The organism is Chromobacterium sp. (assembly GCF_041912965.1).
GTDB lineage: Bacteria > Pseudomonadota > Gammaproteobacteria > Burkholderiales > Chromobacteriaceae > Chromobacterium > Chromobacterium aquaticum.
Genome location: NZ_JAYSGF010000053.1, coordinates 1 through 23,325 on the forward strand (window position 1 = coordinate 1; position 23,325 = coordinate 23,325).

Annotated in this window: 21 protein-coding genes and 1 riboswitch; of the genes, 17 read left to right on the forward strand and 4 right to left on the reverse strand. The window is 62.3% G+C overall.

Annotated features, from left to right (window positions below):
- The 10 genes from nuoG to ACE3QM_RS20545 form a co-directional block, all read left to right on the forward strand.
- On the forward strand, nucleotides 1-2,237 hold a 2,237-nt coding region (nuoG, locus tag ACE3QM_RS20500), incomplete at its 5' end, for an NADH-quinone oxidoreductase subunit NuoG (protein WP_374424477.1).
- A 3-nt stretch (nucleotides 2,238-2,240) separates the two neighbouring features.
- Nucleotides 2,241-3,287, forward strand: a complete 1,047-nt coding sequence (gene nuoH / locus ACE3QM_RS20505) for an NADH-quinone oxidoreductase subunit NuoH (RefSeq protein ID WP_048408806.1) — start codon at nucleotides 2,241-2,243, stop codon at nucleotides 3,285-3,287.
- Between the two features lie 19 nt (nucleotides 3,288-3,306).
- Nucleotides 3,307-3,795 (forward strand): NADH-quinone oxidoreductase subunit NuoI, encoded by a 489-nt coding sequence (gene nuoI / locus ACE3QM_RS20510; RefSeq protein ID WP_019102197.1) that lies wholly within the window; start codon nucleotides 3,307-3,309, stop codon nucleotides 3,793-3,795.
- 9 nt (nucleotides 3,796-3,804) lie between these two features.
- Entirely contained in the window at nucleotides 3,805-4,464 is a 660-nt protein-coding gene (locus ACE3QM_RS20515; RefSeq protein WP_231461774.1) for an NADH-quinone oxidoreductase subunit J, read from the forward strand.
- Between the two features lie 26 nt (nucleotides 4,465-4,490).
- Nucleotides 4,491-4,796: an NADH-quinone oxidoreductase subunit NuoK gene (gene nuoK / locus ACE3QM_RS20520; protein ID WP_019102195.1), complete on the forward strand. Its 306-nt coding sequence runs from the start codon at nucleotides 4,491-4,493 to the stop codon at nucleotides 4,794-4,796.
- A 32-nt stretch (nucleotides 4,797-4,828) separates the two neighbouring features.
- Complete coding sequence (nuoL, locus tag ACE3QM_RS20525) at nucleotides 4,829-6,862, forward strand: NADH-quinone oxidoreductase subunit L (protein WP_048408804.1); 2,034 nt, start codon at nucleotides 4,829-4,831, stop codon at nucleotides 6,860-6,862.
- Nucleotides 6,863-6,901: 39 nt separating this feature from the next.
- Nucleotides 6,902-8,398 (forward strand): NADH-quinone oxidoreductase subunit M, encoded by a 1,497-nt coding sequence (locus ACE3QM_RS20530; protein WP_048408888.1) that lies wholly within the window; start codon nucleotides 6,902-6,904, stop codon nucleotides 8,396-8,398.
- A gap of 20 nt (nucleotides 8,399-8,418) precedes the next feature.
- Entirely contained in the window at nucleotides 8,419-9,873 is a 1,455-nt protein-coding gene (nuoN, locus tag ACE3QM_RS20535; protein WP_374424481.1) for an NADH-quinone oxidoreductase subunit NuoN, read from the forward strand.
- Between the two features lie 13 nt (nucleotides 9,874-9,886).
- Nucleotides 9,887-10,180 carry a DUF2818 family protein gene (locus ACE3QM_RS20540; RefSeq protein WP_048408802.1) on the forward strand — a complete coding sequence of 98 codons (294 nt, stop codon included), beginning with the start codon at nucleotides 9,887-9,889 and terminating at the stop codon, nucleotides 10,178-10,180.
- Nucleotides 10,181-10,299: 119 nt separating this feature from the next.
- Nucleotides 10,300-10,599 (forward strand): putative quinol monooxygenase, encoded by a 300-nt coding sequence (locus ACE3QM_RS20545; RefSeq protein WP_374424484.1) that lies wholly within the window; start codon nucleotides 10,300-10,302, stop codon nucleotides 10,597-10,599.
- A gap of 31 nt (nucleotides 10,600-10,630) precedes the next feature.
- Here ACE3QM_RS20545 and ACE3QM_RS20550 read toward each other — a convergent pair whose 3' ends face one another.
- Nucleotides 10,631-11,497, reverse strand: coding sequence for a lipid A biosynthesis lauroyl acyltransferase (locus tag ACE3QM_RS20550; protein ID WP_374424486.1), 867 nt, complete (start codon nucleotides 11,495-11,497; stop codon nucleotides 10,631-10,633).
- A 64-nt stretch (nucleotides 11,498-11,561) separates the two neighbouring features.
- A complete protein-coding gene (locus ACE3QM_RS20555) occupies nucleotides 11,562-12,443 on the reverse strand; it encodes a lysophospholipid acyltransferase family protein (RefSeq protein WP_048408799.1) in 882 nt (293 codons plus the stop codon).
- A gap of 76 nt (nucleotides 12,444-12,519) precedes the next feature.
- On the opposite strand from ACE3QM_RS20555, the gene metK reads away from it, so the two are divergent.
- Nucleotides 12,520-13,689: a methionine adenosyltransferase gene (gene metK, locus ACE3QM_RS20560; RefSeq protein WP_048408798.1), complete on the forward strand. Its 1,170-nt coding sequence runs from the start codon at nucleotides 12,520-12,522 to the stop codon at nucleotides 13,687-13,689.
- A gap of 60 nt (nucleotides 13,690-13,749) precedes the next feature.
- On the opposite strand, the gene ACE3QM_RS20565 is transcribed toward metK, so the two are convergent.
- The gene (locus ACE3QM_RS20565) at nucleotides 13,750-15,387 is read right to left on the reverse strand and encodes a histidine kinase N-terminal 7TM domain-containing protein (RefSeq protein WP_374424489.1); all 1,638 of its coding nucleotides are present in this window, start codon (nucleotides 15,385-15,387) and stop codon (nucleotides 13,750-13,752) included.
- A gap of 79 nt (nucleotides 15,388-15,466) precedes the next feature.
- Nucleotides 15,467-15,540: riboswitch (S-adenosyl-L-homocysteine riboswitch) on the forward strand.
- Between the two features lie 62 nt (nucleotides 15,541-15,602).
- Between ACE3QM_RS20565 and ahcY the strand changes: the two genes are divergently transcribed.
- Nucleotides 15,603-17,012, forward strand: a complete 1,410-nt coding sequence (ahcY, locus tag ACE3QM_RS20570) for an adenosylhomocysteinase (protein WP_374424491.1) — start codon at nucleotides 15,603-15,605, stop codon at nucleotides 17,010-17,012.
- 128 nt (nucleotides 17,013-17,140) lie between these two features.
- On the forward strand, nucleotides 17,141-17,977 hold the full coding sequence (gene metF / locus ACE3QM_RS20575) for a methylenetetrahydrofolate reductase [NAD(P)H] (protein WP_048408795.1): 837 nt from the start codon (nucleotides 17,141-17,143) through the stop codon (nucleotides 17,975-17,977).
- A gap of 81 nt (nucleotides 17,978-18,058) precedes the next feature.
- On the opposite strand, the gene ACE3QM_RS20580 is transcribed toward metF, so the two are convergent.
- On the reverse strand, nucleotides 18,059-18,544 hold the full coding sequence (locus ACE3QM_RS20580; RefSeq protein ID WP_039756263.1) for an Lrp/AsnC family transcriptional regulator: 486 nt from the start codon (nucleotides 18,542-18,544) through the stop codon (nucleotides 18,059-18,061).
- 505 nt (nucleotides 18,545-19,049) lie between these two features.
- Here ACE3QM_RS20580 and hppD point away from each other — a divergent pair.
- The 4 genes from hppD (at nucleotide 19,050) to maiA (ending at nucleotide 23,119) form a co-directional block, all read left to right on the forward strand.
- On the forward strand, nucleotides 19,050-20,123 hold the full coding sequence (hppD, locus tag ACE3QM_RS20585; RefSeq protein WP_048408794.1) for a 4-hydroxyphenylpyruvate dioxygenase: 1,074 nt from the start codon (nucleotides 19,050-19,052) through the stop codon (nucleotides 20,121-20,123).
- A 59-nt stretch (nucleotides 20,124-20,182) separates the two neighbouring features.
- Nucleotides 20,183-21,313 carry a homogentisate 1,2-dioxygenase gene (locus ACE3QM_RS20590; protein WP_374424494.1) on the forward strand — a complete coding sequence of 377 codons (1,131 nt, stop codon included), beginning with the start codon at nucleotides 20,183-20,185 and terminating at the stop codon, nucleotides 21,311-21,313.
- A 185-nt stretch (nucleotides 21,314-21,498) separates the two neighbouring features.
- The gene (locus ACE3QM_RS20595; RefSeq protein ID WP_374424496.1) at nucleotides 21,499-22,482 is read left to right on the forward strand and encodes a fumarylacetoacetate hydrolase family protein; all 984 of its coding nucleotides are present in this window, start codon (nucleotides 21,499-21,501) and stop codon (nucleotides 22,480-22,482) included.
- Complete coding sequence (gene maiA / locus ACE3QM_RS20600) at nucleotides 22,475-23,119, forward strand: maleylacetoacetate isomerase (RefSeq protein WP_374424498.1); 645 nt, start codon at nucleotides 22,475-22,477, stop codon at nucleotides 23,117-23,119. Before ACE3QM_RS20595 ends, maiA begins: the two co-directional genes overlap by 8 nt.
- Nucleotides 23,120-23,325 lie beyond the last annotated feature (206 nt).

A 23,325-nucleotide genomic window follows, 5' to 3' on the forward strand; every position in this document is an offset into this window, starting at 1 on the left:
ACTTCTGCTACCACAAGAAGCTGTCCATCGCGGCCAACTGCCGCATGTGCCTGGTGGAAGTGGAAAAAGCGCCCAAGCCGCTGCCGGCTTGTGCCACCCCGGTGACCGACGGCATGAAGGTCCACACTCACTCCGACATGGCCAAGAAGGCCCAGGCCGGCGTGATGGAATTCCTGCTGATCAACCATCCGCTGGATTGCCCGATCTGCGACCAGGGCGGCGAATGCCAGCTGCAGGATCTGGCCGTGGGCTACGGCAACTCCTCCTCGCGCTATCAGGAAGAAAAGCGCGTGGTGGTGGGCAAGGACATGGGCCCGCTGGTCTCGGCGGAAGAAATGTCGCGCTGCATTCACTGCACCCGTTGCGTGCGCTTTACCGAGGAAGTCGGCGGCTTCCAGGAAATCGGCATGGCTCATCGCGGCGAGTTCTCCGAGATTCTGCCCTTCCTCGGCAAGACCGTGGATTCGGAAATCTCCGGCAACGTCATCGATCTGTGCCCGGTGGGCGCGCTGACCTCCAAGCCGTTCCGCTACAGCACCCGCGCTTGGGAGCTGTCGCGTCGCAAATCGGTCAGCCCGCATGACGGCCTGGGTTCCAACCTGATTGTTCAGGTCAAGAGCAATGAAGTGATGCGCGTGCTGCCACTGGAAAACGAGGCCATCAACGAGTGCTGGATCGCCGACCGCGACCGCTTCTCCTACGAGGGCTTGAACTCGGCCGAGCGTCTGAAGCAGCCGATGATCAAGTTCGACGGCCAATGGCACGAGACGGATTGGGAAACCGCGTTGAACTACGTGGTGAAGGGCTTGAACGGCGTGTCCGCCGATCACGGCAAGGACGCCATCGGCTTTCTGACCAGCCCGCATTCCACCACCGAAGAACTGCATCTGGCGCAGAAGCTGGCGCGCGCCTTCGGCGTGGAAAGCATCGATTACCGTCTGCGCCGCAGCGACTTCGCCGCCGACGCGGCCAAGCAGGGCGCCGAATGGCTGGGTTCCAGCATTTCCGATCTGGCCGCGGCCAAGTCGGTGCTGGTGGTTGGCTCCACGCTGCGCAAGGAACAGCCGCTGCTGACCTCGCGCCTGCGCTCCGCGGCCAAGAAGGGCAGCGAGCTTAACATTATCCATGTCGCCGACGACGAACTGCTGATCAAGATCAACGCCAAGCTGATCGTGTCGCCGCTGGCGCTGGTCAACGGCTTCGCCCAGGTGCTGAAGGCCGTGGTCGAGATCAAGGGCGGTGAAACCAGCGTTGATCTGTCCGCGGTGCAAGTGTCCGCCGAGGCGCGTCGCATCGCCGAGAGCCTGAGCGGCGCGGAAACCGCCGCCGTGGTGCTGGGCAATGTGGCGCAGCACCATCCGGCGTTCAGCCAGCTGTTGGCCGTGGCGCAGGAGATCGCTCGCCTGAGCGGCGCCAGCTTTGGCGTGCTGTCCGAGGCCGCCAACAGCGTGGGCGCGGAACTGGTGGGCGCGCTGCCGCAAGGCGCGGGCGCCAACGCCGCCGCGATGATCGCTGAGCCGAAGAAGGCTTATGTGCTGCTGAACACCGAAGTCGAATTCGACAGCTACAACCCGCAAGCCGCCGTCGCCGCGATGAAGCAGGCCGCCACCGTGATCGCGCTGACCGCGTTCAAGGGCCAGGGCCTGCTGGACTACGCCGATGTGCTGCTGCCGATCGCGCCGTTCTCCGAGACCGCCGGCTCCTTCGTCAATATGGAAGGCAAGCTGCAGAGCTTCAACGGCGTGGTGCGTCCGCTGGGCGAAGCCCGCCCGGCCTGGAAAGTGCTGCGCGTGCTGGGCAATATGCTGAATCTGTCCGGCTTCGACTTCAACAGCGCCGAGGAAGTGCGCGCCGAGCTGCTGGCCAAGGGCGACATCGCCGCGCGTCTGAACAACGCGCTGAACCAGTTGAACGTCGCGGCTGCGGCGACCGCCGGCGTGGCGCGCATCGGCGAAGTGCCGTTGTACCAGGCCGACGCCGTCTGCCGCCGCGCCGAGTCGCTGCAACTGACCCGCGACGCGGCCGAGCCGGTGGCTTCCGCCCACAGCGGCCTGCTGCAGAAGCTGGGCATCGCCGCCGACAGCACCGCGTTGCTGAGCCAGGGTTCCGGCCAGGCGCGCGTGCGCATCGTCGCCGACGACAGCCTGCCGCAGGACACGGTTCGCATCGCCACCGCTCACGCGGCCACGCTGGCGCTGGGCGGCATGTTCGACGCTATCGAGATCACCCAGGGGTAAAGCATGGAGTTCTTGCAAGGTATTCTTGGCACTGACGCGGGGCTCGTGGTTTGGACCCTGTTGAAGATCATCGCCATCGTATTGCCGATGCTGCTGTGCGTCGCCTACCTGACCTATGCCGAGCGCAAGGTCATCGGCTTCATGCAGATCCGCATCGGCCCCAACCGGGTAGGCCCGCTGGGCCTGCTGCAGCCTATCGCCGACGCGGTCAAGCTGCTGATGAAGGAAATCATCCTGCCCACCAACTCCAGCAAGGGCCTGTTCCTGCTGGCGCCGGTGTTGTCCATCGCTCCGGCGCTGGCGGCCTGGGCGGTGATTCCGTTCACCGACAAGCTGGTGCTGGCCAACGTCAACGCCTCGCTGCTCTACATCCTGGCCTTGACCTCGATGGGCGTGTACGGCGTGATCATCGCCGGCTGGGCGGGCAACTCCAAGTACTCCTTCCTCGGCGCAATGCGTTCCGCCGCCCAGATCGTGTCCTACGAGCTGGCGATGGGCTTCGCGCTGATCGGCGTGCTGATGGTGTCCAGCAGCCTGAACCTGGTGGACATCGTCCAGCAGCAAGGGCAGGGCATGGCCGGCGGTTCCGTGTTGTCGTGGAACTGGCTGCCGCTGTTCCCGCTGTTCGTGGTCTACCTGATTTCCGGCGTGGCCGAAACCAACCGCGCGCCGTTCGACGTGGCCGAGGGTGAATCCGAGATCGTCGCCGGCTTCCACGTCGAGTACTCGGGCATGGCCTTCGCCATCTTCTTCCTGGCCGAATACGCCAACATGATCCTGGTCGCCGCGCTGACCTCGCTGCTGTTCCTCGGCGGCTGGCTGTCGCCGTTCCCGGCGTCCTGGGGCATTCTGGGCGCGGGTGGCTTCTTCTGGCTGGCGCTCAAGGTGGCGATGGTGCTGTTCTGCTTCCTGTGGTTCCGCGCCACCTTCCCGCGCTATCGCTACGACCAGATCATGCGTCTGGGCTGGAAGGTGTTCATCCCGGTGACCTTGGTGTGGATCCTGGTGGTGGGCGTCTGGATGATGACCCCGCTGTCCTTGTGGCACTGAGACGGGGAGAGGTGAAAAGATGAATTCGATCCGTAACTTTTTCAAGACCTTCCTGCTGGTGGAGCTGGTCAAGGGCCTGATGGTCACTGGCCGCTACTTCTTCGCCCGCAAGATCACGGTCCAGTTCCCTGAAGAGAAGACGCCGATTTCGCCGCGCTTCCGCGGTCTGCACGCGCAGCGCCGCTACGCCAACGGCGAAGAGCGCTGCATTGCCTGCAAACTGTGCGAGGCGGTGTGCCCGGCGATGGCGATCAGCATCGAGTCCGAGCAGCGTGACGACGGCACTCGCCGCACCACGCGCTACGACATCGATCTGACCAAGTGCATCTTCTGCGGCTTCTGCGAGGAGGCCTGTCCGGTGGACGCCATCGTGGAAACCCACATCTTTGAATACCACGGCGAAAAACGTGGCGACTTGTACTACACCAAGCCGATGCTGCTGGCGATCGGGGACAAGTACGAGGCGGAAATCGCCGCCAACAAGGCGGCCGACGCCAAGTATCGCTAAGGGGGGGTCATGAACTTCACAATGTTTGTCTTTTATGTCCTGTCCGCCATCCTGGTGTTCGCGGGCATCCGCGTGGTGACGGCCAAGAACCCGATTCACGCGGCCTTGTTCCTGGTGCTGGCCTTCTTCAACAGCGCCGGCCTGTGGCTGCTGATGGAGGCCGAGTTCCTGGCCATCACCCTGGTGGTGGTGTATGTGGGCGCGGTGATGGTGCTGTTCCTGTTCGTGGTGATGATGCTGGACATCAACATCGAGAAACTGCGCGAGGGCTTCTGGAAGAACCTGCCGATCGCCGCCGCCGTAGGCATCATCATGGTGTTTGAGATGGCGATGATCCTGGCCAGCCCCAGCGCCAAGTTGGACGCCTACCAGGCCGCGGCGCCGCTGGCTGCCGACTTCAGCAACGTCAAGGTGCTGGGCCGCCAGTTGTACACCACTTATCTGCTGCCTTTTGAAGTGGCGGCGGTGGTGCTGCTGCTGGCCATGGTGGCCGCCATCGGCCTGACCATGCGCAGCCGCAAGGACACCAAGGCTATCGATCCGGCGCTGCAGGTCAAGGTCAAGCGCAATGACCGCGTGCGTCTGGTCAAGATGCAGGCTGAACAGCCTGCCGAAGAATCCACGGTGGAGGAGGCCTCCGAGGCCGACTCCGGTAAGCAACAGGCCTGACGGCCAATCAACATAAGGGAGGAAATGTGCTGACACTGACTCACTTCCTGGTGCTGGCCGCAATCCTGTTTGCCATCGGCGTGCTAGGCGTTTTCCTGAACCGGAAAAATCTGATCGTGCTGCTGATGGCCATCGAGCTGATGCTGCTCGCGGTGAATTTCAACTTCATCGCGTTCTCGCATTACCTGTCGGACACGGCAGGCCAGATCTTCGTATTCTTCATCCTGACGGTGGCCGCGGCCGAAGCCGCGATTGGCCTGGCCATCCTGGTGGTGCTGTTCCGCAATCTGCGCACCATCAACGTTGAAGACTTGGGCAGCCTCAAAGGCTAAGGCAAACCGGAACCTACACAAAGCACACAAGCATGGATATGAAGAGCTTATACCTGCTGATTGCACTCGCCCCGCTGGCGGGTTCCATCATTGCAGGCCTATTTGGATGGGCCATCGGCCGGCGCGCTTCGCACGTCGTGACGATAGCCGGCGTGGCGCTGTCCGCCGCGCTTTCGCTCAAGGTGCTTCACGCCTTCCTGACCGGGCAGGCTGAAGTGTTCAACGGTCCGGTTTACACCTGGCTGACGGTGGGTGGCTACGAGTTCTCGGTGGGCTTCCTGGTGGATTCGCTGACCGCGATGATGCTGGTGGTGGTCACCAGCGTGTCGCTGATGGTGCACATTTACACCATAGGCTATATGCAGGAAGACCCGGGCTATCAGCGCTTCTTCAGCTATATCTCGCTGTTTACCTTCTCGATGCTGATGCTGGTGATGAGCAACAACTTCATCCAGCTGTTCTTCGGTTGGGAAGCGGTGGGCCTGGTGTCCTACCTGCTGATCGGCTTCTGGTTCAAGCGTCCGACCGCGATCTTCGCCAACCTGAAGGCCTTCTTGGTCAACCGCGTCGGCGACTTCGGCTTCCTGCTGGGCATCGGCCTGGTGCTGGCCTACTTCGGCGGTTCGCTGAACTACAGCGACGTGTTCGCCGCCGCTCCGGCGCTGGCCAGCAAGACCATCAGCCTGATTCCGGGTACCGAGTGGTCGTTGCTGAGCGTGACCTGCATCCTGCTGTTCATCGGCGCGATGGGCAAATCGGCGCAGTTCCCGCTGCACGTGTGGCTGCCGGACTCGATGGAAGGCCCGACTCCGATCTCGGCGCTGATTCACGCGGCAACGATGGTGACCGCCGGCATCTTCATGGTGTCGCGCATGAGCCCGCTGTTCGAACTGTCCGACACCGCGCTGAACGTGATCATGGTCGCCGGTTCCATCACCGCGCTGTTCATGGGCTTCCTCGGCATCGTCCAGAACGACATCAAGCGCGTGGTGGCTTACTCCACGCTGTCGCAGCTGGGCTATATGACCGTGGCGCTGGGCGCCTCGGCCTACTCGGTGGCGATGTTCCACGTGATGACCCACGCCTTCTTCAAGGCGCTGCTGTTCCTGGCGGCGGGCTCGGTGATCATCGGCATGCACCATGATCAGGACATGCGCAATATGGGCGGCCTGCGCAAGTACATGCCCATCACCTGGCTGACTTCGCTGTTGGGTTCGCTGGCCTTGATCGGCACGCCGTTCTTCTCCGGCTTCTACTCCAAGGACTCCATCATCGAGGCGGTGCACGCGTCCAATCTGTCCGCGGCCGGTTTCGCTTATTTCGCGGTGATCGCCGGCGTGTTCATCACCGCCTTCTATTCCTTCCGCATGTACTTCCTGGTCTTCCACGGCAAGGAACGCTGGATGGAGAAGAAAGACGATCATCACGATCACGGCCATGACGATCACGACCATCACCATGGCCTGGGTCCGAACGACAAGCCGCACGAGTCGCCGTGGGTGGTGACCCTGCCGCTGGTGCTGCTGGCGATTCCGTCGGTGCTGGTGGGGTACTTCGCGATCGAGCCGCTGCTGTACGGCGACTTCTTCAAGGGCGTGATCACCGTCAACCATGAGCTGCATCCGGCGATGGAAGAGATCGCCCGCGAGTTCCACGGCGCCGCCGCCATGGGCGTGCATTCGCTGAGCACGCTGCCGCTGTGGCTGGCGCTGGCCGGCGTGGCCACCGCCTGGTTCTTCTACATGAAGGCGCCGCAAATCCCGGCCGCCATCAAGCAGAAGTTCAGCCTGGTGAACAAGATCCTGGAAAACAAGTACTACCTGGACGAGATCTATTTCGCCGTGTTCGCCAAGGGCTCGCGAGCCCTGGGCACCTTCTTCTGGAAGGTGGGCGACATGTTGCTGATCGACGGTCTGTTGGTGAACGGCACCGCCAAACTGGTGGCGACTTTCTCCGGCTTCATCCGCCGCGCGCAAACCGGCTTCATCTACAGCTACGCCACCGCGATGATCATCGGGGTGCTGGCGCTGATGACGATGTGGTTCTGGCCGCTGATCTGGCGTTGAGCCCGGGCTCCGGGATTGGAATAACAAATGGGTTTGACTATGTTCACACATCTATTGACTCTGGTGATCTGGGCCCCGATAGCGGCCGGGTTGCTGGTGCTGGCGACAGGGGGCGATCAGCGGGCCGCGCTGGCGCGCTGGCTGGCCGCGGCGGGGGCCCTGGCGGGCTTCCTGCTGTCGCTGCCGCTGTTCACTGAATTCAACAATCTCAGCGGCGGCATGCAGTTCGTCGAGATGAAGCCGTGGATCGAGTCCCTCGGCATCAACTACCACCTGGGCGTGGACGGCATCTCGATGCTGTTCATCGTGCTCAACAGCTTCACCACCTTGCTGGTGGTGGTGGCCGGCTGGCAGGTGATCCAGAAGCGCGTGGCGCAGTACATGGCCGCCTTCCTGATCATGTCCGGCCTGATCAACGGCGCTTTCGCCGCGCTGGACGCCATCCTGTTCTATGTCTTCTTCGAAGGCATGCTGATCCCGATGTATCTGATCATCGGCGTCTGGGGCGGTCCGCGTCGCGTGTACGCGTCTATCAAGTTCTTCCTCTACACCCTGCTCGGCTCGCTGCTGATGCTGGTGGCCTTGATCTACCTGTACTTCCAGGCTGGCAAGTCCTTCGACATCCAGGCTTTCCACGACATCGCCAAGATCCCGCTGACGGTGCAGATCCTGCTGTTCGTCGCCTTCTTCCTGTCCTTCGCGGTGAAGGTGCCGATGTGGCCGGTGCACACCTGGCTGCCGGATGCCCACGTGGAAGCGCCTACCGGCGGCTCCATGGTGCTGGCCGCGATCACGCTGAAGATCGGCGCTTACGGCTTCCTGCGCTTCGTGCTGCCCATCCTGCCGGACGCCGCGCGCGAGCTGTCCGGCGTGATGGTGGCGCTGTCGCTGGTGGCGGTGGTCTACATCGGCCTGGTGGCGCTGGTGCAGTCCGACATGAAAAAGCTGGTGGCTTACTCGTCGATTTCGCACATGGGCTTCGTCACCCTGGGCCTGTTCCTGTTCACCGGTTCCGAGCTGAACCAGTGGGCGGTTGAAGGCGCGCTGGTGCAGATGGTGTCCCACGGCTTCGTCTCCGCCGCGATGTTCTTCTGCATCGGCGTGATGTATGACCGCGTGCACAGCCGCAACATCGCCGACTACGGCGGCGTGGCCAACAAGATGCCTATCTTCGCGGCCTTCATGATGCTGTTCGCGATGGCCAACTCCGGCCTGCCGGCCACTTCCGGCTTCGTCGGCGAGTTCATGGTGATCATGGGCGCGGTGCAGGTGAACTTCTGGTACGCGGCGCTGGCCGCCACCACGCTGATCTTCGGCGCCGCCTATACCTTGTGGATGTACAAGCGCGTGATCTTCGGCGAAGTGGGCAACAGCCATGTGGCGGAGCTGTCCGACGTCAACAAGCGCGAGTTCCTGGTACTGGCCATCCTGGCCATCGCGGTGCTGGGCATGGGCCTGTACCCGCAAGCCTTCGTCGAGAAAATGCACCTGTCGGTCAATGACCTGATTCTGCATGTCTCGCAGAGCAAGCTGTAAGCGCGGAAGGAATGGAAACAATGAATTGGGCTGATCTCAACCTGATACCCGCGATTCCCGAGATGTTCCTCGCCGGCGCGATCCTGTTCGTGCTGATGGCGGACCTGTTTGTCTCGGACGAGAAGCGCGGCATCACCCTGGGCCTGACGCTGCTGACCCTGCTGGGCACGGCGGTGGCGCAGGTGATGACTTTCACCGCTCAGCCGGTGCTCACTTTCTCTGGCATGTTCGTCGCCGACCCCATGGGCGGCGTGGTCAAGCTGGCCATGTACGCGGTCACCGCCATCGTGCTGATCTACAGCCGGCAGTACACCGCCGATCGCCAGCTGTTCAAGGGCGAGTATTTCTCGCTGGCGCTGTTCGCCTTGCTGGGCATGAACCTGATGGTGTCGGCCTCGCACTTCCTGACCCTGTACATGGGCCTGGAATTGCTGTCGCTGGCCTTGTACTCCATCATCGCGCTGCAGCGCGAGTCGGTGAAGGCCACCGAGGCGGCAATGAAGTACTTCGTGCTGGGCGCGCTGGCCTCCGGCCTGCTGCTGTACGGCATCTCGATGATCTACGGCGCCACCGGCTCGCTGGAACTGGCCGTGATCGCCAAGTCCATCGCCGCGCACAAGGCCAATGACGTGCTGCTGATCTTCGGCCTGGTGTTCATCGTGGCCGGCCTGTCCTTCAAGCTGGGCGCGGTGCCGTTCCATATGTGGGTGCCGGACGTGTACCACGGCGCGCCGACCTCGGTGACGCTGATGGTGGGCGCCGCTCCCAAGCTGGCCGCCTTCGTGTTCACGCTGCGCATCCTGGCCCAGGGCCTGGACGCGCTGGTGGCTGACTGGCAGATGATGTTGGTGATCGTGTCCGCGCTGTCCATGGCCATCGGCAACATCACCGCCATCGTGCAGACCAATATCAAGCGTATGCTGGCCTATTCGACGATCTCGCACATGGGCTTCCTGCTCCTGGGCGTGCTGGCCGGCACCAAGGTCGGCTATTCGGCGGCGCTGTTCTACGCGCTGAGCTATGTGCTGATGTCGCTGGTCAGCTTCGGCATGCTGCTGGCGCTGTCGCGCGCCGGTTTCGAATGCGAGAAGCTGGACGACCTGAAAGGCCTGAACAGCCGCAACAGCTGGTACGCGCTGCTGATGCTGCTGACCATGTTCTCCATGGCAGGCATCCCGCCGCTGGTGGGCTTCTACGCCAAGTTCGCGGTGATCAAGGCCATCGTCGACGTCGGCATGATCAAGCTGGCCATCTTCGCGGTGCTGATGTCGGTGATCGGCGCGTTCTACTACCTGCGCGTGGTGAAGGCGATGTATTTCGACGAGGCGGAAGACCGCAGCGACATCGTGGTGCGCGGCGATATGAAGCTGGTGCTGTCGCTGAACGCGTTGGCCTTGCTCTTCATCGGCCTGCTGCCGGAGCGCGCGTTGGAATTGTGCGTGCAAGTCGTGCGTCAATCGCTCACCGTGATTTAAAGGTCATTCCACCATGCAATCCAGCGTCATCGTTTTATTCCTCGTAGCCCTGGCGGCGGCCAACCTGCCGTTCCTGACCCAGAAAGTGGGCGGGGTGCTGAAGGTGGCCGACAAGCATTTTGGCTGGCGCCTGCTCGAGCTGATGGCGCTGTATCTGCTGGTGGGCGGCTTCGCCTATTTGCTGGAGAGCCGCTTGATGCCGGTGCAATCGCAGAACTGGCAGTTCTACGTGACCACGGTGTCGCTGTTCCTGGTATTCGCGTTTCCGGGCTTTGTCTATCGCTACTTCTGGCGGCGGCGAGCCTAGCGCGAGCAGGGCGGACGCAATACGCGGCGCGGACGGGATTTCCCGTCCGCGCTGTTTTTTTGGGGCAGGCGCGCTTGGCTAGTCCAAGGCCACGCGATGAGAGAAACGGAGAGGACGGGATGTTGAAAGTGATCGCCCAGGACTTTATTCAACCGGAGCGCGTGGCCGAGGTGATGCCGCTGTATCGCGAACTGGTGGCGAAGACGCGGCAAGAACCGGACTGCATCAGCTATGAGCTGTTCATCGATCAGAAAGACCCCGGCCATTTCGTCTTTATCGAAACCTGGCCGGACCGGGCGGCGCTGGACAGGCATTGCCAGACCGAGCATTTCCGCCGGCTGGTGCCGCAGATAGACAGCCGGCAGCGGCAGGCGGGTACTTTCTTGCTGATGGACGAGTTCGCCGAGGCCGGCAGCTGATTGAAAAAGGCGCCGCGTTGCGGCGCCTTGCTTAGTAGAAGCGCGCTTCGCCTTGCGGCCGGCTCTTGAAGCGCTTGTGCAGCCAGAAGTACTGGTCCGGGATTTCGCGGACGCGCTGTTCCAGGAAGGCGTTCATGCGGCGGGTGTCGGCCTCGACATCTTCGCTCGGGTAGTCGTCCCACGGCGGGTAGAACTCCAGCTCGAAGCGGTCGCCGACGCGGCGGGCGATGGCCGGCACCACCTTGGCGCGCGCCAGCTTGCTGATGCGGGACAGCCCGGTGATGGTGGCGGCCTTGATGCCGAAGAAGTCGACGAAGACCGAGTCGCGCACGCCGAAGTCCTGGTCCGGCAGATAGAGGAAGGGCGCGTGGTCCTTGCGCATCGCCTTGATGATGGGACGCAAGCCCTCCTGGCGCGACACGATGTAGGCATTGTCGTAGCGCTGGCGGCCCTGGTAGATCTGGCGATCCAGCGCTTCGTTCTTCTGATGGGAGTAAACGCTGACCAGTGGAATGTATTGGTTCAGCGCATACACGCACATTTCGAAGCCGACGAAGTGCGGATAGAACAGGATCACGTCTTCGCCGCGTTCGCGCAGCTCGGTGACATAGTGCAGGTTCTTGATCTCGACCAGCTTGTCGATGCGCTGGGCCGAGCTCCACCAGACCACGCCGTATTCCAGCACCATGCGTATCATGTGCTGGAAATTACGGCGGATCAGCCGGCGGCGTTCGGCAATGGGCATTTCCGGGAAGCACAAGCGCAGATTGATCATGCCGACGCGGCGGCGGCCGCGTGCCAGGCAGTAGGCGATATTGCCCAGGCCGCGGGCCAGCAGGCCGATCGCCCACATCGGCAGCAGGCGAATCAACCAAAGCAGGGCAAAAGCGAATTTCATAGATTTCCTTGCTGGGACGCTCGAAAACCTCGCTGCGTTGGCGAGGGGGTTCCGAGCGTTCCTGTTATTGCGCGTCCGGCCGGCTGACGCCGGGCGGACATTTATAGCGGTTATAGCTCCACAGGTATTGGCTGGGGAAGCGGCGGATCAGCGCTTCCACCTGGGCGTTGAGCTGAGTGGCATCTTGCTCCTTATCGCCGCTGAAAGCTTGCGCCGGCGGTTCGATGTGCACGCGGAAGCCCTGGCCGCCTGGCAGACGCTCGCCGACGAAGAACAGCGTTTCCACGCCGCTGATCTGCGCCAGCCGCGGCACCAGGGTCATGGTATAGGCCGGACGCTCGAAGAACGGCGCCCATACGCCCTCGCCGTTGCCGGGCACCTGGTCCGGCAGGATGATGGTGGCTTCGCCGGATTTCAGCGCCTTCATCAGCACGCGCACCCCGGCGCCGGTGGCCGGCGCGGTCTTGCCTTTGCCGCGAGCGCGGCCGGCCTGCATCACCGGTTCCAGCCAGGCGAGCTTGGGCGGGCGGTACATCGCGGTCAGCGGAAACGGCAGCCGCGAGCTGATGTAGCGGCCAGCGATATCGTAGCTGCCCAGGTGCGGGGTGACGAAGACGATGCCGTGGCCTTTGGCCAGCGCCGCTTCGACATGCTCCCAGCCGATGCATTCGCGCACCATGGCGGCGATGTCGTCCGGTTCGCGGCACCAGGCTATGGCCAGTTCCAGCGCGCCCTTGCCGGTTTCCGCCGCGCTTTGTTTGACTAATCGCGGTAAAAGCTGATAATTTCGACAGATTTTACTAGAACTTAGGTTCTCCCGGAGCCGTGCTCTATAGCGGGGGGACGCATGATAAGTCAGTCGTCCAAGAACGGCACCTAGGCCTTGTAGCCAGGATAAAGGCAGGTGCGCCAAGAAAGACAGCAATAAATGGACTAGCTTAGACATATGAAGCTCAGTCTTGGTCTTAAAGCGACCTATTTTATCATCACAAGGTTTTGCATTTTTCGGGAACGAATAATAAATGAGCGAATATCTGTTTACATCTGAGTCGGTGTCGGAAGGACACCCGGACAAAGTCGCCGACCAGATCTCCGATGCCATCCTCGACGCCATCTTGCGCGAGGACAAGCATGCGCGCGTCGCCGCCGAGACCCTGGTGAATACCGGTCTGGTGGTGTTGGCCGGCGAAATCACCACCAGCGCCAACATCGATTACATCAAGATCGCCCGCGAGACCATCAAGCGCATCGGCTACGACGATTCCGCCTTGGGCTTCGATTTCCGCGGTTGCGCGGTGATGGCCTGCTATGACAAGCAGTCCCCGGACATCGCCCAGGGCGTCAACGAGGGCGAAGGCCTGGATCTGACCCAGGGCGCCGGCGACCAAGGCCTGATGTTCGGCTATGCCTGCGATGAAACGCCGACGCTGATGCCGTTCCCGATCTACTACGCGCACCGCCTGGTGCAGCGTCAGGCCGAGCTGCGCAAGGACGGCCGCCTGCCGTGGCTGCGTCCGGACGCCAAGAGCCAGATCACCTGCGTCTACGATAGCGCCACCGGCCTGCCCAAGCGCATCGACACCGTGGTGCTGTCCACTCAGCACACCCCGGACATCGATCACAAGACGCTGACCGAAGCGGTGATCGAGGACATCATCAAGCCGGTGCTGCCGCCGGACATGATTACCCCGGAAACCAAGTTCCTGATCAATCCGACCGGTCGTTTCGTGATTGGCGGCCCGATGGGCGATTGCGGCCTGACCGGTCGCAAGATCATCGTCGACACCTATGGCGGCGCAGCGCCGCACGGCGGCGGCGCCTTCTCCGGCAAGGATCCGTCCAAGGTGGATCGTTCCGCTGCCTACGCCGGCCGCTATGTGGCGAAAAACATTGTCGCCGCCGGCCTGGCGCGCCAGTGCCAGATCCAGGTTTCCTACGCCATCGGCGTGGCCGAGCCGACCTCGATCGCGGTGGATACCTTTGGCACCAATTCCATCCCGAACGAGAAGATCGTCGAGCTGGTGAAAAAGCATTTCGACCTGCGTCCTAAAGGCATCATCCAGATGCTGGACCTGCTGCGTCCGATCTACAGCAAGACCGCCGCTTACGGCCACTTCGGCCGCGAAGAGCCGGAATTCAGCTGGGAGCGCACCGACAAGGTGGAAGCGCTGCGCGCCGACGCCGGCCTGTAAACCGCTCGCGGTTGCACGCCAAAAAACGCCTGTCCACGGACAGGCGTTTTTTGTTTTTGGCTAGAGGACCGCGCTCAGGCGACAGGCATTCTTGCCGGCGGCCTTGACCTGGTACAGGGCCTGGTCCGCGGCTTGGTAGAGCTGGGGCGCGGCGCCGGCGTGCTTGGGAAAGACCGCGATGCCACAGGAAAACGTGGCGCAGAAACTGTCGTCGCCGGCGCCGTGCGGCAAGCGTTCGAAGGCCGCGCGCCAGCGCTCGGCGCGCAGCAAGGCGCGCTCGCTGTCGCAGCCCGGCATCATCACCAGAAATTCCTCACCGCCCAGCCTGCAGATCACGTCCTCCTCGCTACCATCGCTGTCCAGCAAGGTCGCCAAGCGCCGCAGCACCTGGTCGCCGTGAAAGTGGCCGAAGCTGTCGTTGATACGCTTGAAATCATCGAGATCGATCAGGGCGATGGCCAAGGAACTGCCGTCGCGGCGGGCGCGGCTCAGCTCGCGCGGAAACATCTCATCCAGATAGCGGCGGTTGTACAGGCCGGTCAGCGGATCGCGCAGCGCTTGCTCACGCAGCGCCGCCTGCAGCGACTCGATTTCGGCGATGCGCATGGCCAGGGTCTGATTGGCGCTGCGCAGCGCCTCCTCCGCCTGGCGGCGTTCGGTGATGTCGCGCAGCACCAGCATGCGGCTGGAGTGCGGCTGGGTCTGTTGGGTGATTGGATACACGCGCAGGTCAAGGATGCGCGAGCCGTCCTGCAAGGACAGCTCCAGTTGCTGCTGCTGGCAGGGCAGGATCTGGGCATGTGGCCAGTCCGCCGGCAAGGGCTGCCCCAGGAGCAAGCGGCTGGATTGGCCAAGCAGCCGCGCGGCGGCTGGGTTTAGGTCCAGGATGCGCATCTTGTCGTCCACCACCATCACGCCATCGCCCATGGCTTCGAAAGAGCGCGCGCGCGCCACCGGCACCAGGTAGAGCAGGCGTAAATAGAGCAGATCCAGCGCGAATATCAGGCCGGTGACGGTGAAGGAGTGCGGCGTCGGGTCCAGGCCTTGCAACGGCATGGCGCCGCTCAGGTAGAGGATGTTGCCAAGCCAGGGCGCGCAGGCGCTGATCATCAGCACGATGGACTGGCCGCGGAAGTGGGCTGGATAGTAGTGCAGCGCGCGGATCAGCATCAGCGAGCCTATCAGCATCATCAGATAGGAATAGCCGGCGACGCCGATCCAGAACGCCGGGCCGTGCTCATAGATCAGCAGATTGTAACCGGAGGGGCTGGGCCGGTAGCCGGTCCAGATCAGCTGATGCATCTCATTGCTCGCCGCCAGCAGCAGGCACAGCAGCGGCAGCGCGAACAAGGCGGCCAGCCAGCGCCGGCTCAACTGGATGCGGTTGTAGTCCAGCGCCAGCAGCAGGAACAGCACCGGGGTGCTCAAGGTGCCCAGGTATTCCAGCTTGGACCAGGCTATCTTGACGGGCAGGCTGGTGGCGGCCAGTTCGCACATCGCGCCGGCGGCCCAGATGGCGACCGCGCTCATCAGCAGCGCCAGCCAGCGCACGCCGGGGAACTGGCGGCGATACCAGGCGATGGCGGCGATGGCGGTGGCTATCAGCGCGGCGATCCCGGACAGGGCGGCCAGCGGGGTGAAATCGAAAGTCATGGGGCGACGATGGATCGGCAAGCCGGTAGTGTATCTTCTTGGCATGCGGACTCCTACCTTTTCCGAGCGGCATAGGTATAATCGAAACGTCGCTGTCCGCGTGTCCACGCTGGCGGCGACCGGTCGGCCCGAGGGGCGCTGCGAGGATGATCCATCCCCAGGCTCGGGCCGCTCCCGTTTCAACGGCGCTCACCTGATCAAAACCGTGCCGGGCACGGGAGCGGGTGAGCCGCATCCTGGCCGGCTGCGTGAACTAAGGAATGCTCGCGATGGCTGATTTCACCGATTTTCATGTTGCCGATATCAATCTGTCCGCCTGGGGCCGCAAGGAACTGGCGATTGCAGAAACCGAGATGCCGGGCCTGATGGCCTTGCGCGATGAGCACCGGCACAGCCAGCCGCTGCGCGGCGCGCGCATCGCCGGCAGTCTGCACATGACGATCCAGACCGGGGTCTTGATCGAGACCCTGGTGGCGCTGGGGGCTGAAGTGCGCTGGGCCTCTTGCAATATCTTCTCCACCCAGGACCACGCCGCCGCCGCCATCGCCGCGGCCGGCATCCCGGTGTTCGCCTTCAAGGGCGAGAGCTTGGACGAGTACTGGGAGTTCAGCCACAAGATCTTCGAATGGCCGGAGAACGAGCCGGCCAATATGATTCTCGACGATGGCGGCGACGCCACCTTGCTGTTGATGCTGGGCAGCAAGGCGGAAGGCGATCGCGGTGTGATCAGCCATCCGTCCAATGAGGAAGAGACCGCGCTGTTCGCCGCCATCGCCCGTTATCTGCAGCAAGACCCGCAGTGGTATTCCAAGCGTCTCAAGCACATCAAGGGCGTGACCGAGGAAACCACCACCGGCGTGCATCGCCTGTATCAGTTGGAGAAGGAAGGGCGCTTGCCGTTCCCGGCCTTCAACGTCAACGACTCGGTGACCAAGTCCAAGTTCGACAATCTCTACGGCTGCCGCGAATCGCTGGTGGACGGCATCAAGCGCGCCACCGACGTGATGGTGGCCGGCAAGGTGGCGGTGGTGCTGGGCTATGGCGACGTGGGCAAGGGGTGCGCGCAGAGCCTGCGTGGCCTCGGCGCCACGGTGTGGGTGACCGAGGTGGACCCGATCTGCGCGCTGCAGGCGGCGATGGAAGGCTACCGCGTGGTGCGCATGGACGAAGTGGCCGATCAGGCCGATATCTTCGTCACCGCCACCGGCAATGTCGGCGTGATCACGCATGAACACATGAAGAAGATGCGCAACAACGCCATCGTCTGCAATATCGGTCATTTCGACAGCGAGATCGAAGTCGCCAGCCTGCGCCAGTACCAGTGGGACAATATCAAGCCGCAGGTGGACCACATCATTTTCCCAGACGGCAAGCGAGTGATCCTGCTGGCCGAGGGCCGGCTGGTCAATCTGGGCTGCGCCACCGGCCACCCCAGCTTCGTGATGTCCAACTCCTTCACCAACCAGGTGTTGGCGCAAGTGGAAATCTTCGCCAACGGCCAGCAATACGGCAAACAGGTTTATGTGTTGCCCAAGCATCTGGACGAGAAGGTGGCGCGCCTGCATCTGGGCCGCATCGGCGCCAGGCTGACCGAGCTGTCCGACGAGCAGGCCGCCTATATCAGCGTGCCCAAGCAAGGTCCATATAAGCCGGATCACTATCGTTATTGATTTTTATAACGATATTAAAACGGACAGTGCTATTAGAATGGTGCTGTCCGTTTTTTCTTGTCCGCCGCCGCGGACCGCGGTCATCCTATAAAAACAAAGGAGTCTCCCGCAGGAGATACAGAGAGATCATGACAGCACAGAGCCGAACCTTCAGTTTCGAATTCTTTCCGCCCAAAACGCCGGAAGGCATCGCCAAGCTGCGCACCACGCGCCAGCAACTGGCCCAGTTCAAGCCGCAGTTCTTTTCCGTCACCTTCGGCGCCGGCGGCACCACCCGCGACGGCACGCTGGCGACGGTGCTGGAAATCCGCAGCGAAGGCCATGCCGCCGCGCCGCACCTGTCCTGCATCGGTTCCACCCGCGACAATATCAGCGCCATTCTCAATGAATACCGCAATAACGGCATCCGCCACATCGTCGCGCTGCGCGGCGACATCCCGTCCGGCATGGTGGCGGCCGGCGAATTCCGCTACGCCAATGAGCTGGTGGAATTCATCCGCGCCGAACACGGCGATCATTTCCACATCGAAGTGGCCGCTTATCCTGAATTCCATCCGCAGGCGCGCTCGGCCGAGGACGACATTAACAACTTCGTGCGCAAGGTCAACGCCGGGGCCAATTCGGCGATGACCCAGTACTTCTTCAATGCCGACGCCTATTTCCGTTTCGTCGACGAAGCGCAGGCGCGCGGCGTGAATATTCCCATCGTTCCGGGCATCATGCCGATCTCCAACTTCGGGCAACTGTGTCGTTTTTCCGACATGTGCGGCGCGGAAGTGCCGCGTTGGCTGCGCCAGCGCATGCAGGCCTATTACGACGACAGCGCGTCCATCCGCGCGCTGGGCCTGGACGTGGTGACCGAGCTGTGCGACCGCCTGCTGCAGCACGGCGCGCCGGGCCTGCACTTCTACACGCTGAATCAGGCCGGCTTGGTGTCCACCATTTGGCAGCGGCTAGGTTTGTGAATCAGGACGCGTTCCCATGCAAAACGGCCCGGAATACCGGGCCGTTCTGTTCTAATCCTGACGCGGCGCGAGGCCGCCCGCCTAAAGGCCACGCAATTGGCCCAGCGGCAATGAAGTCGTCCGCTTGATCTCCTTGAGCACAAAGCTGGATTTCACATCGGCGACGCCAGGATGCTGCAACAACTCATCCATCACGAAGCGCGAGAAGTGTTCCATGTCTTCGAAATACACCTGCAACAGATAGTCCATCTCGCCGGTCATCGCGAAACAGTTGATGACTTCCTGCCAGCTCTGCACCGCTTCAATAAAGCTCTGCAAATGCGCATTGCCGCGCTTTTCCAGCGTCACCCGCACCCAGGCCTGCAAGCCCAGGCCGATGCGGGCCGGATCCAGCAGTGCCACGTACTGGCGGATCACGCCGGACTCCTCCAGCTGTTTCAGACGGCGCAGGCAAGGGGATGGAGACAGGGCCACCCGTTCTGCTAATTCCACGTTGGTTAAGCGACCGTCATGCTGTAGCTCGGCCAGAATACGCAAGTCTGTCTTATCTAATGTAAGACTTGGCATGTTTTCTCCTAAAAGAGGCAAAATATTAGTGTTTTATACTTAGTTATTACTGGTTTCTTGGTATTTAGCAAGAAAATTGCCCCGTAGTTTCCATAGAATAAAAAGCCTAAAAACGCATTCTACACACGGCGCTAAAAAAGCACCGGGGTTTGTCGAGCGATAAGACGGCGGAGATTTAAGATTCACATCCAGAGGAGAAGCTTGCCGCAAGTCATTGCGGCAGGCCGTGTGCGCGGCGTGAGTGTTCATCAGCGCCGGCTATTCAGCCTTTTCTTGCTTCTGTCCCGTCTTCTTGTGCGCTTTTCCCGGTGAAACCGTGTCTAGAACAAGGCTTTCTCAACATGTCATGACAAGACTATCACAAGACATGTCATCAAAAGCTAGTGTTGATTGTTAATAAACAAGCTTGTTGCGCGGACCACAAGACCAAGTCGCCAGTTCAGAGCGGCGCTCTACTTCCGCTCGTCGCGAGCCGGCGCACACTCATCTACAACAGGAGAAACAGATGAAAATGGAAACCATGCTGCAAAACCCCCTGGCCACCGACGGCTTTGAATTCGTCGAATACACCGCCCCCACCGAAGATGGCATCGCCAAGCTCAAAGCGCTGTTTTTGTCGCTGGGCTTCAGCGAAGTGGCGCGCCATCGCAGCAAGAATGTCAGCCTGTTCCGTCAGGGCGACATCAACTTCATTCTGAACGGTGAGTCGTCGCAGCCGGCCAAGGCTTTCGGCCACGAGCACGGCCCGTCCGCTTGTGCGATGGCGTGGCGCGTCAAGGACGCGGCCAAGGCCTATGAATATGCGCTGGCTCATGGCGCCAAGAAGTATGAACGTCCGATCGGCTTCATGGAGTTGAACATTCCGGCGGTGGAAGGCATTGGCGGCTCGGCGCTGTATTTCGTCGACCGCTACGGTCCGGAGCACAGCATTTACGATGTGGACTTCCTGCCGCTGGACGGCGTGGATCAGCATCCCCAAGGCGTGGGCCTGTATGAGATCGATCACCTGACCCACAATGTCTTCCGCGGCAATATGGCCAAGTGGGCGGGTTTCTACACCGATATCGCCAACTTCCGCGAAATCCGCTATTTCGACATCGAGGGCAAGCTCACCGGCCTGGTGTCCCAGGCGATGACCAGCCCCTGCGGCAAGATTCGCATCCCGATCAACGAATCCTCCGACGATAAGAGCCAGATCGAGGAATTCCTGCGCGAATACCATGGCGAGGGCATCCAGCACATCGCGCTGACCACCCGCGACATCTACCACACCGTGGAAACCTTGAAGGCCGCCGGCACCCGCTTCCTGGACACCCCGGACACTTATTATGAAAAAGTGGACACCCGGGTGCCGGGCCATGGCGAGGATCTGGCGCGCCTGCACAAGAACCATATCCTGGTGGACGGCGCGCCGGTGGACGGCGCCGGCATCCTGCTGCAGATCTTCACCGAAACCGTGATCGGTCCGATCTTCTTCGAGATCATCCAGCGCAAGGGCAACGAGGGCTTCGGCGAGGGCAACTTCCGCGCGCTGTTCGAGTCGATCGAAGAAGACCAGATTCGCCGCGGCGTCATCTAAAGCCCGCTGTTCATCCATGCGATCCCCGCCGTTCCGACGGCGGGCTTGAAGGACTCACCATGCGTAAATGGATTCAATTTCCCCACCGCGAAGGCACCGTCTCGCGCCAGGCCCACGCCGATTTTCCGAGCGAAGCCATTTATGAGCGCGAAGTGGGCCGCAGCGGCTTCTTCGGTCCGGCCACCCATCTGCACCACAAGCATCCGCCCACTGGCTGGAGCGCCTGGGAAGGTCCGCTGCGCCCGCGCGCCTTTGATCTGAATGAGTTGCCCAAGAACGTCGCCGCGCCCTGGGCCGCGCCGCTGGTGCTGCACAACGCCCAATGCAAGCTGCGCATCTGGAGCGTGGATCAGGCGATGACTCAGTTGTTCCGCAACGGCGACGGCGACGACATGCTGTTCATCCACGCCGGCAGCGGCGAGCTGTTTTGCGATTACGGCCACCTGAGCTATCGCGACGGCGACTATATCCTGATGCCGCGCTCCACCAGCTGGCGCATCGAGCCGGCGGCGCCCACCACCATGCTGCTGATCGAGGCCAGCAACGGCGCTTACCAGTTGCCGGATAAGGGCCTGGTCGGGCCGCACGCCATTTTCGACGAGGCGATGCTGGACGTGCCGGCGATAGACGACGCCTTCCGCGCGCAGCAGACCGAGGACGAGTGGCAGGTGGTGATCAAGCGGCGCGGCGCGCTGTCCACGGTGACTTATCCGTTCAATCCGCTGGACGCGGTGGGCTGGCACGGCAATCACTCGGTGGCGCGCATCAACTGGCGCGACATCCGGCCGCTGATGAGCCACCGTTATCACTTGCCGCCGTCGGCGCATACCACCTTCGTCGCCGACGGTTTCGTGATCTGCACCTTCGTGCCGCGGCCGATCGAGTCCGATCCCGGCGCTTTGAAGGTGCCGTTCTATCACAACAACGACGATTACGACGAAGTGATCTTCTATCACGCCGGCGACTTCTTCAGTCGCGACAATATCAAGCCGGGCATGCTGACCTTCCATCCGGCCGGCTTCACCCACGGGCCGCACCCCAAGGCCTTCGCCAAGGCGATGACGGATCCCAAGACCTTCACCGACGAAGTGGCGGTGATGATAGACGCGCGCGATGCGCTGGAGCAGGGGCCGCAGATGCCGGAGGTGGAGTGGACCCAGTATGTGGATAGCTGGAAACCCAAGCCCTAGTCGCCTGGCGTTATCGCTGCTGCGCAAGCCGATCTCGGCGCTGCGATGCTCGCGGTACCATTTGTACCGCTGCGCTTCTCCCGCCGACCTCGGCTTGCTCGCGACGCGATAGCGCTCAGGCGATGTCGTGGATGTCATACCGTATCACTGGAATTTCAGCTGCCCAGCTGCAGAAAGAATAGAAGATGAAACTCGCCACATATCAGAATCAAACCCGCGACGGCCAACTGCTGGTCGTCAGCCGTGACCTGTCCCGCGCGGTGGCGGTGCCGCAGATCGCCGCCAGCCTGCAGCAGGCGCTGGACGGCTGGGACGCGCTGGCGCCGCGGCTGCAGGAAGTCTACGCCGCGCTTAACGATGGCGAGGTGCCGGGCGCCTTCCCGTTCGAGCCGCAGCGTTGCCACAGCCCATTGCCGCGCGCCTATCAATGGGCGGACGGCAGCGCTTATCTGAACCATGTCGAACTGGTGCGCAAGGCGCGCGGCGCCGAGGTGCCGGCCAGCTTCTACCATGACCCGCTGATGTACCAGGGCGGCTCCGACGCCTTCCTGCCGCCGCTGGCGCCGATTCCGCTGCGCGACGAGGCCTGGGGCCTGGACTTCGAGGGCGAGGTGGCGGTGATCACCGGCGACGTGCCGCTGGGCGCCGACGCCGCCGCTTGCGCTGGCCAGATCCGCCTGCTGATGCTGGTCAACGATGTCAGCCTGCGCAATCTGATTCCCAATGAGCTGGCCAAGGGCTTTGGCTTCTTCCAGAGTAAGCCGGCCACGGCGTTCTCGCCGGTGGCGGTGACACCGGACGAATTGGGCGCGGCCTGGCGCGACGGCAAGGCGCATCTGCCGCTGCTGGTGGAATACAACGGCGCGCCTTACGGCCATCCCAACGCCGGCGTGGAAATGCAGTTCAGTTTCCCGCAACTGGTGGCGCACGTGGCCAAGACCCGCGAGCTGGCCGCCGGCTCCATCATCGGCTCCGGCACCGTGTCCAATCACGACCGCAGCGTCGGCTCCTGCTGCCTGGCGGAACAGCGGATGATAGAGACCATAGAGAGCGGCGCGCCGACGACCCCGTTCATGAAAGTAGGCGACCGCGTGCGCATCGAAATGAAGGACGCCACCGGCGCCAGCGTCTTCGGCGCCATCGAGCAGATGGTGGTGAAACATGGTTGAGCGCGTGTTGTACGGCTATTTCCGTTCCAGCGCCGCCTACCGGGTGCGCATCGCGCTGAATCTGAAAGGGCTGGATTACCGCTATCAGCCGATCAATCTGCTCAAGGGCGAGCAGCGCAGCCCCGAGTATCTGGCCATCAATCCGCAGGGGCTGGTGCCGTTGCTGGACGACGGCGGGGTCAAGATCGCGCAGTCCCTGGCGATCTGCGAATACCTGGACGAGGCCTATCCGGATACGCCGCGGCTGTTGCCGGCCGGCGCTGCGGAGCGGGCGCGGGTTCGCGCGCTGGCCTTGGCGATCGCCGCCGACATCCATCCCTTGCAGAACACCCGGGTCGGCAAATATCTGCAGACCGAGTACGGCAAGGATGAAGAGGGCAAGGCGCAGTGGATACGTCACTGGATTCAGACCGGCTTCGCCGCGCTGGAACAGCAGCTGGCCGCAGCGCCTAGCCGCTATGCGGCGGGCGAGCAGCCGACGCTGGCCGATGTCTGCCTGCTGCCGCAGGTGTTCAGCGCCCATCGCTTCGGCCTGGATCTGACTGCGTATCCGAACATCATCCGCGTCGCGGACGCGCTGGAGCAATTGCCGGCTTTTGCGGCAGCTCACCCGTCCCGGCAGCCGGACGCGATCTAAGTCTTTGATCCGGCGGGCTAGTCGTTTCAGACGGCTGGCCCGCTTATTTTTCCCGCGCCGCAGCCGCCCGTTTTTTTGCAATTATTCCTTGACGCGGTTAACGTCCTCTGATTAAATGCGTGGCTCTGACGGCGCGACAGCGCAGCAGTGATGGCCAGTTAGCTCAGTTGGTAGAGCAGCGGATTGAAAATCCGCGTGTCCGTGGT

Bases quoted from the DNA above. Each gene is read 5' to 3' on its own strand.
- nuoH (WP_048408806.1), top strand. From the start codon at position 2,241: ATGGAGTTCTTGCAAGGTATTCTTGGCACTGACGCGGGGCTCGTGGTT.
- nuoI (WP_019102197.1), top strand. From the start codon at position 3,307: ATGAATTCGATCCGTAACTTTTTCAAGACCTTCCTGCTGGTGGAGCTG.
- ACE3QM_RS20515 (WP_231461774.1), top strand. From the start codon at position 3,805: ATGAACTTCACAATGTTTGTCTTTTATGTCCTGTCCGCCATCCTGGTG.
- nuoL (WP_048408804.1), top strand. From the start codon at position 4,829: ATGGATATGAAGAGCTTATACCTGCTGATTGCACTCGCCCCGCTGGCG.
- ACE3QM_RS20530 (WP_048408888.1), top strand. From the start codon at position 6,902: ATGTTCACACATCTATTGACTCTGGTGATCTGGGCCCCGATAGCGGCC.
- nuoN (WP_374424481.1), top strand. From the start codon at position 8,419: ATGAATTGGGCTGATCTCAACCTGATACCCGCGATTCCCGAGATGTTC.
- ACE3QM_RS20540 (WP_048408802.1), top strand. From the start codon at position 9,887: ATGCAATCCAGCGTCATCGTTTTATTCCTCGTAGCCCTGGCGGCGGCC.
- ACE3QM_RS20545 (WP_374424484.1), top strand. From the start codon at position 10,300: ATGTTGAAAGTGATCGCCCAGGACTTTATTCAACCGGAGCGCGTGGCC.
- ACE3QM_RS20550 (WP_374424486.1), bottom strand. From the start codon at position 11,497: ATGAAATTCGCTTTTGCCCTGCTTTGGTTGATTCGCCTGCTGCCGATG.
- ACE3QM_RS20555 (WP_048408799.1), bottom strand. From the start codon at position 12,443: ATGTCTAAGCTAGTCCATTTATTGCTGTCTTTCTTGGCGCACCTGCCT.
- metK (WP_048408798.1), top strand. From the start codon at position 12,520: ATGAGCGAATATCTGTTTACATCTGAGTCGGTGTCGGAAGGACACCCG.
- ACE3QM_RS20565 (WP_374424489.1), bottom strand. From the start codon at position 15,387: ATGCCAAGAAGATACACTACCGGCTTGCCGATCCATCGTCGCCCCATG.
- ahcY (WP_374424491.1), top strand. From the start codon at position 15,603: ATGCTCGCGATGGCTGATTTCACCGATTTTCATGTTGCCGATATCAAT.
- metF (WP_048408795.1), top strand. From the start codon at position 17,141: ATGACAGCACAGAGCCGAACCTTCAGTTTCGAATTCTTTCCGCCCAAA.
- ACE3QM_RS20580 (WP_039756263.1), bottom strand. From the start codon at position 18,544: ATGCCAAGTCTTACATTAGATAAGACAGACTTGCGTATTCTGGCCGAG.
- hppD (WP_048408794.1), top strand. From the start codon at position 19,050: ATGAAAATGGAAACCATGCTGCAAAACCCCCTGGCCACCGACGGCTTT.
- ACE3QM_RS20590 (WP_374424494.1), top strand. From the start codon at position 20,183: ATGCGTAAATGGATTCAATTTCCCCACCGCGAAGGCACCGTCTCGCGC.
- ACE3QM_RS20595 (WP_374424496.1), top strand. From the start codon at position 21,499: ATGAAACTCGCCACATATCAGAATCAAACCCGCGACGGCCAACTGCTG.
- maiA (WP_374424498.1), top strand. From the start codon at position 22,475: ATGGTTGAGCGCGTGTTGTACGGCTATTTCCGTTCCAGCGCCGCCTAC.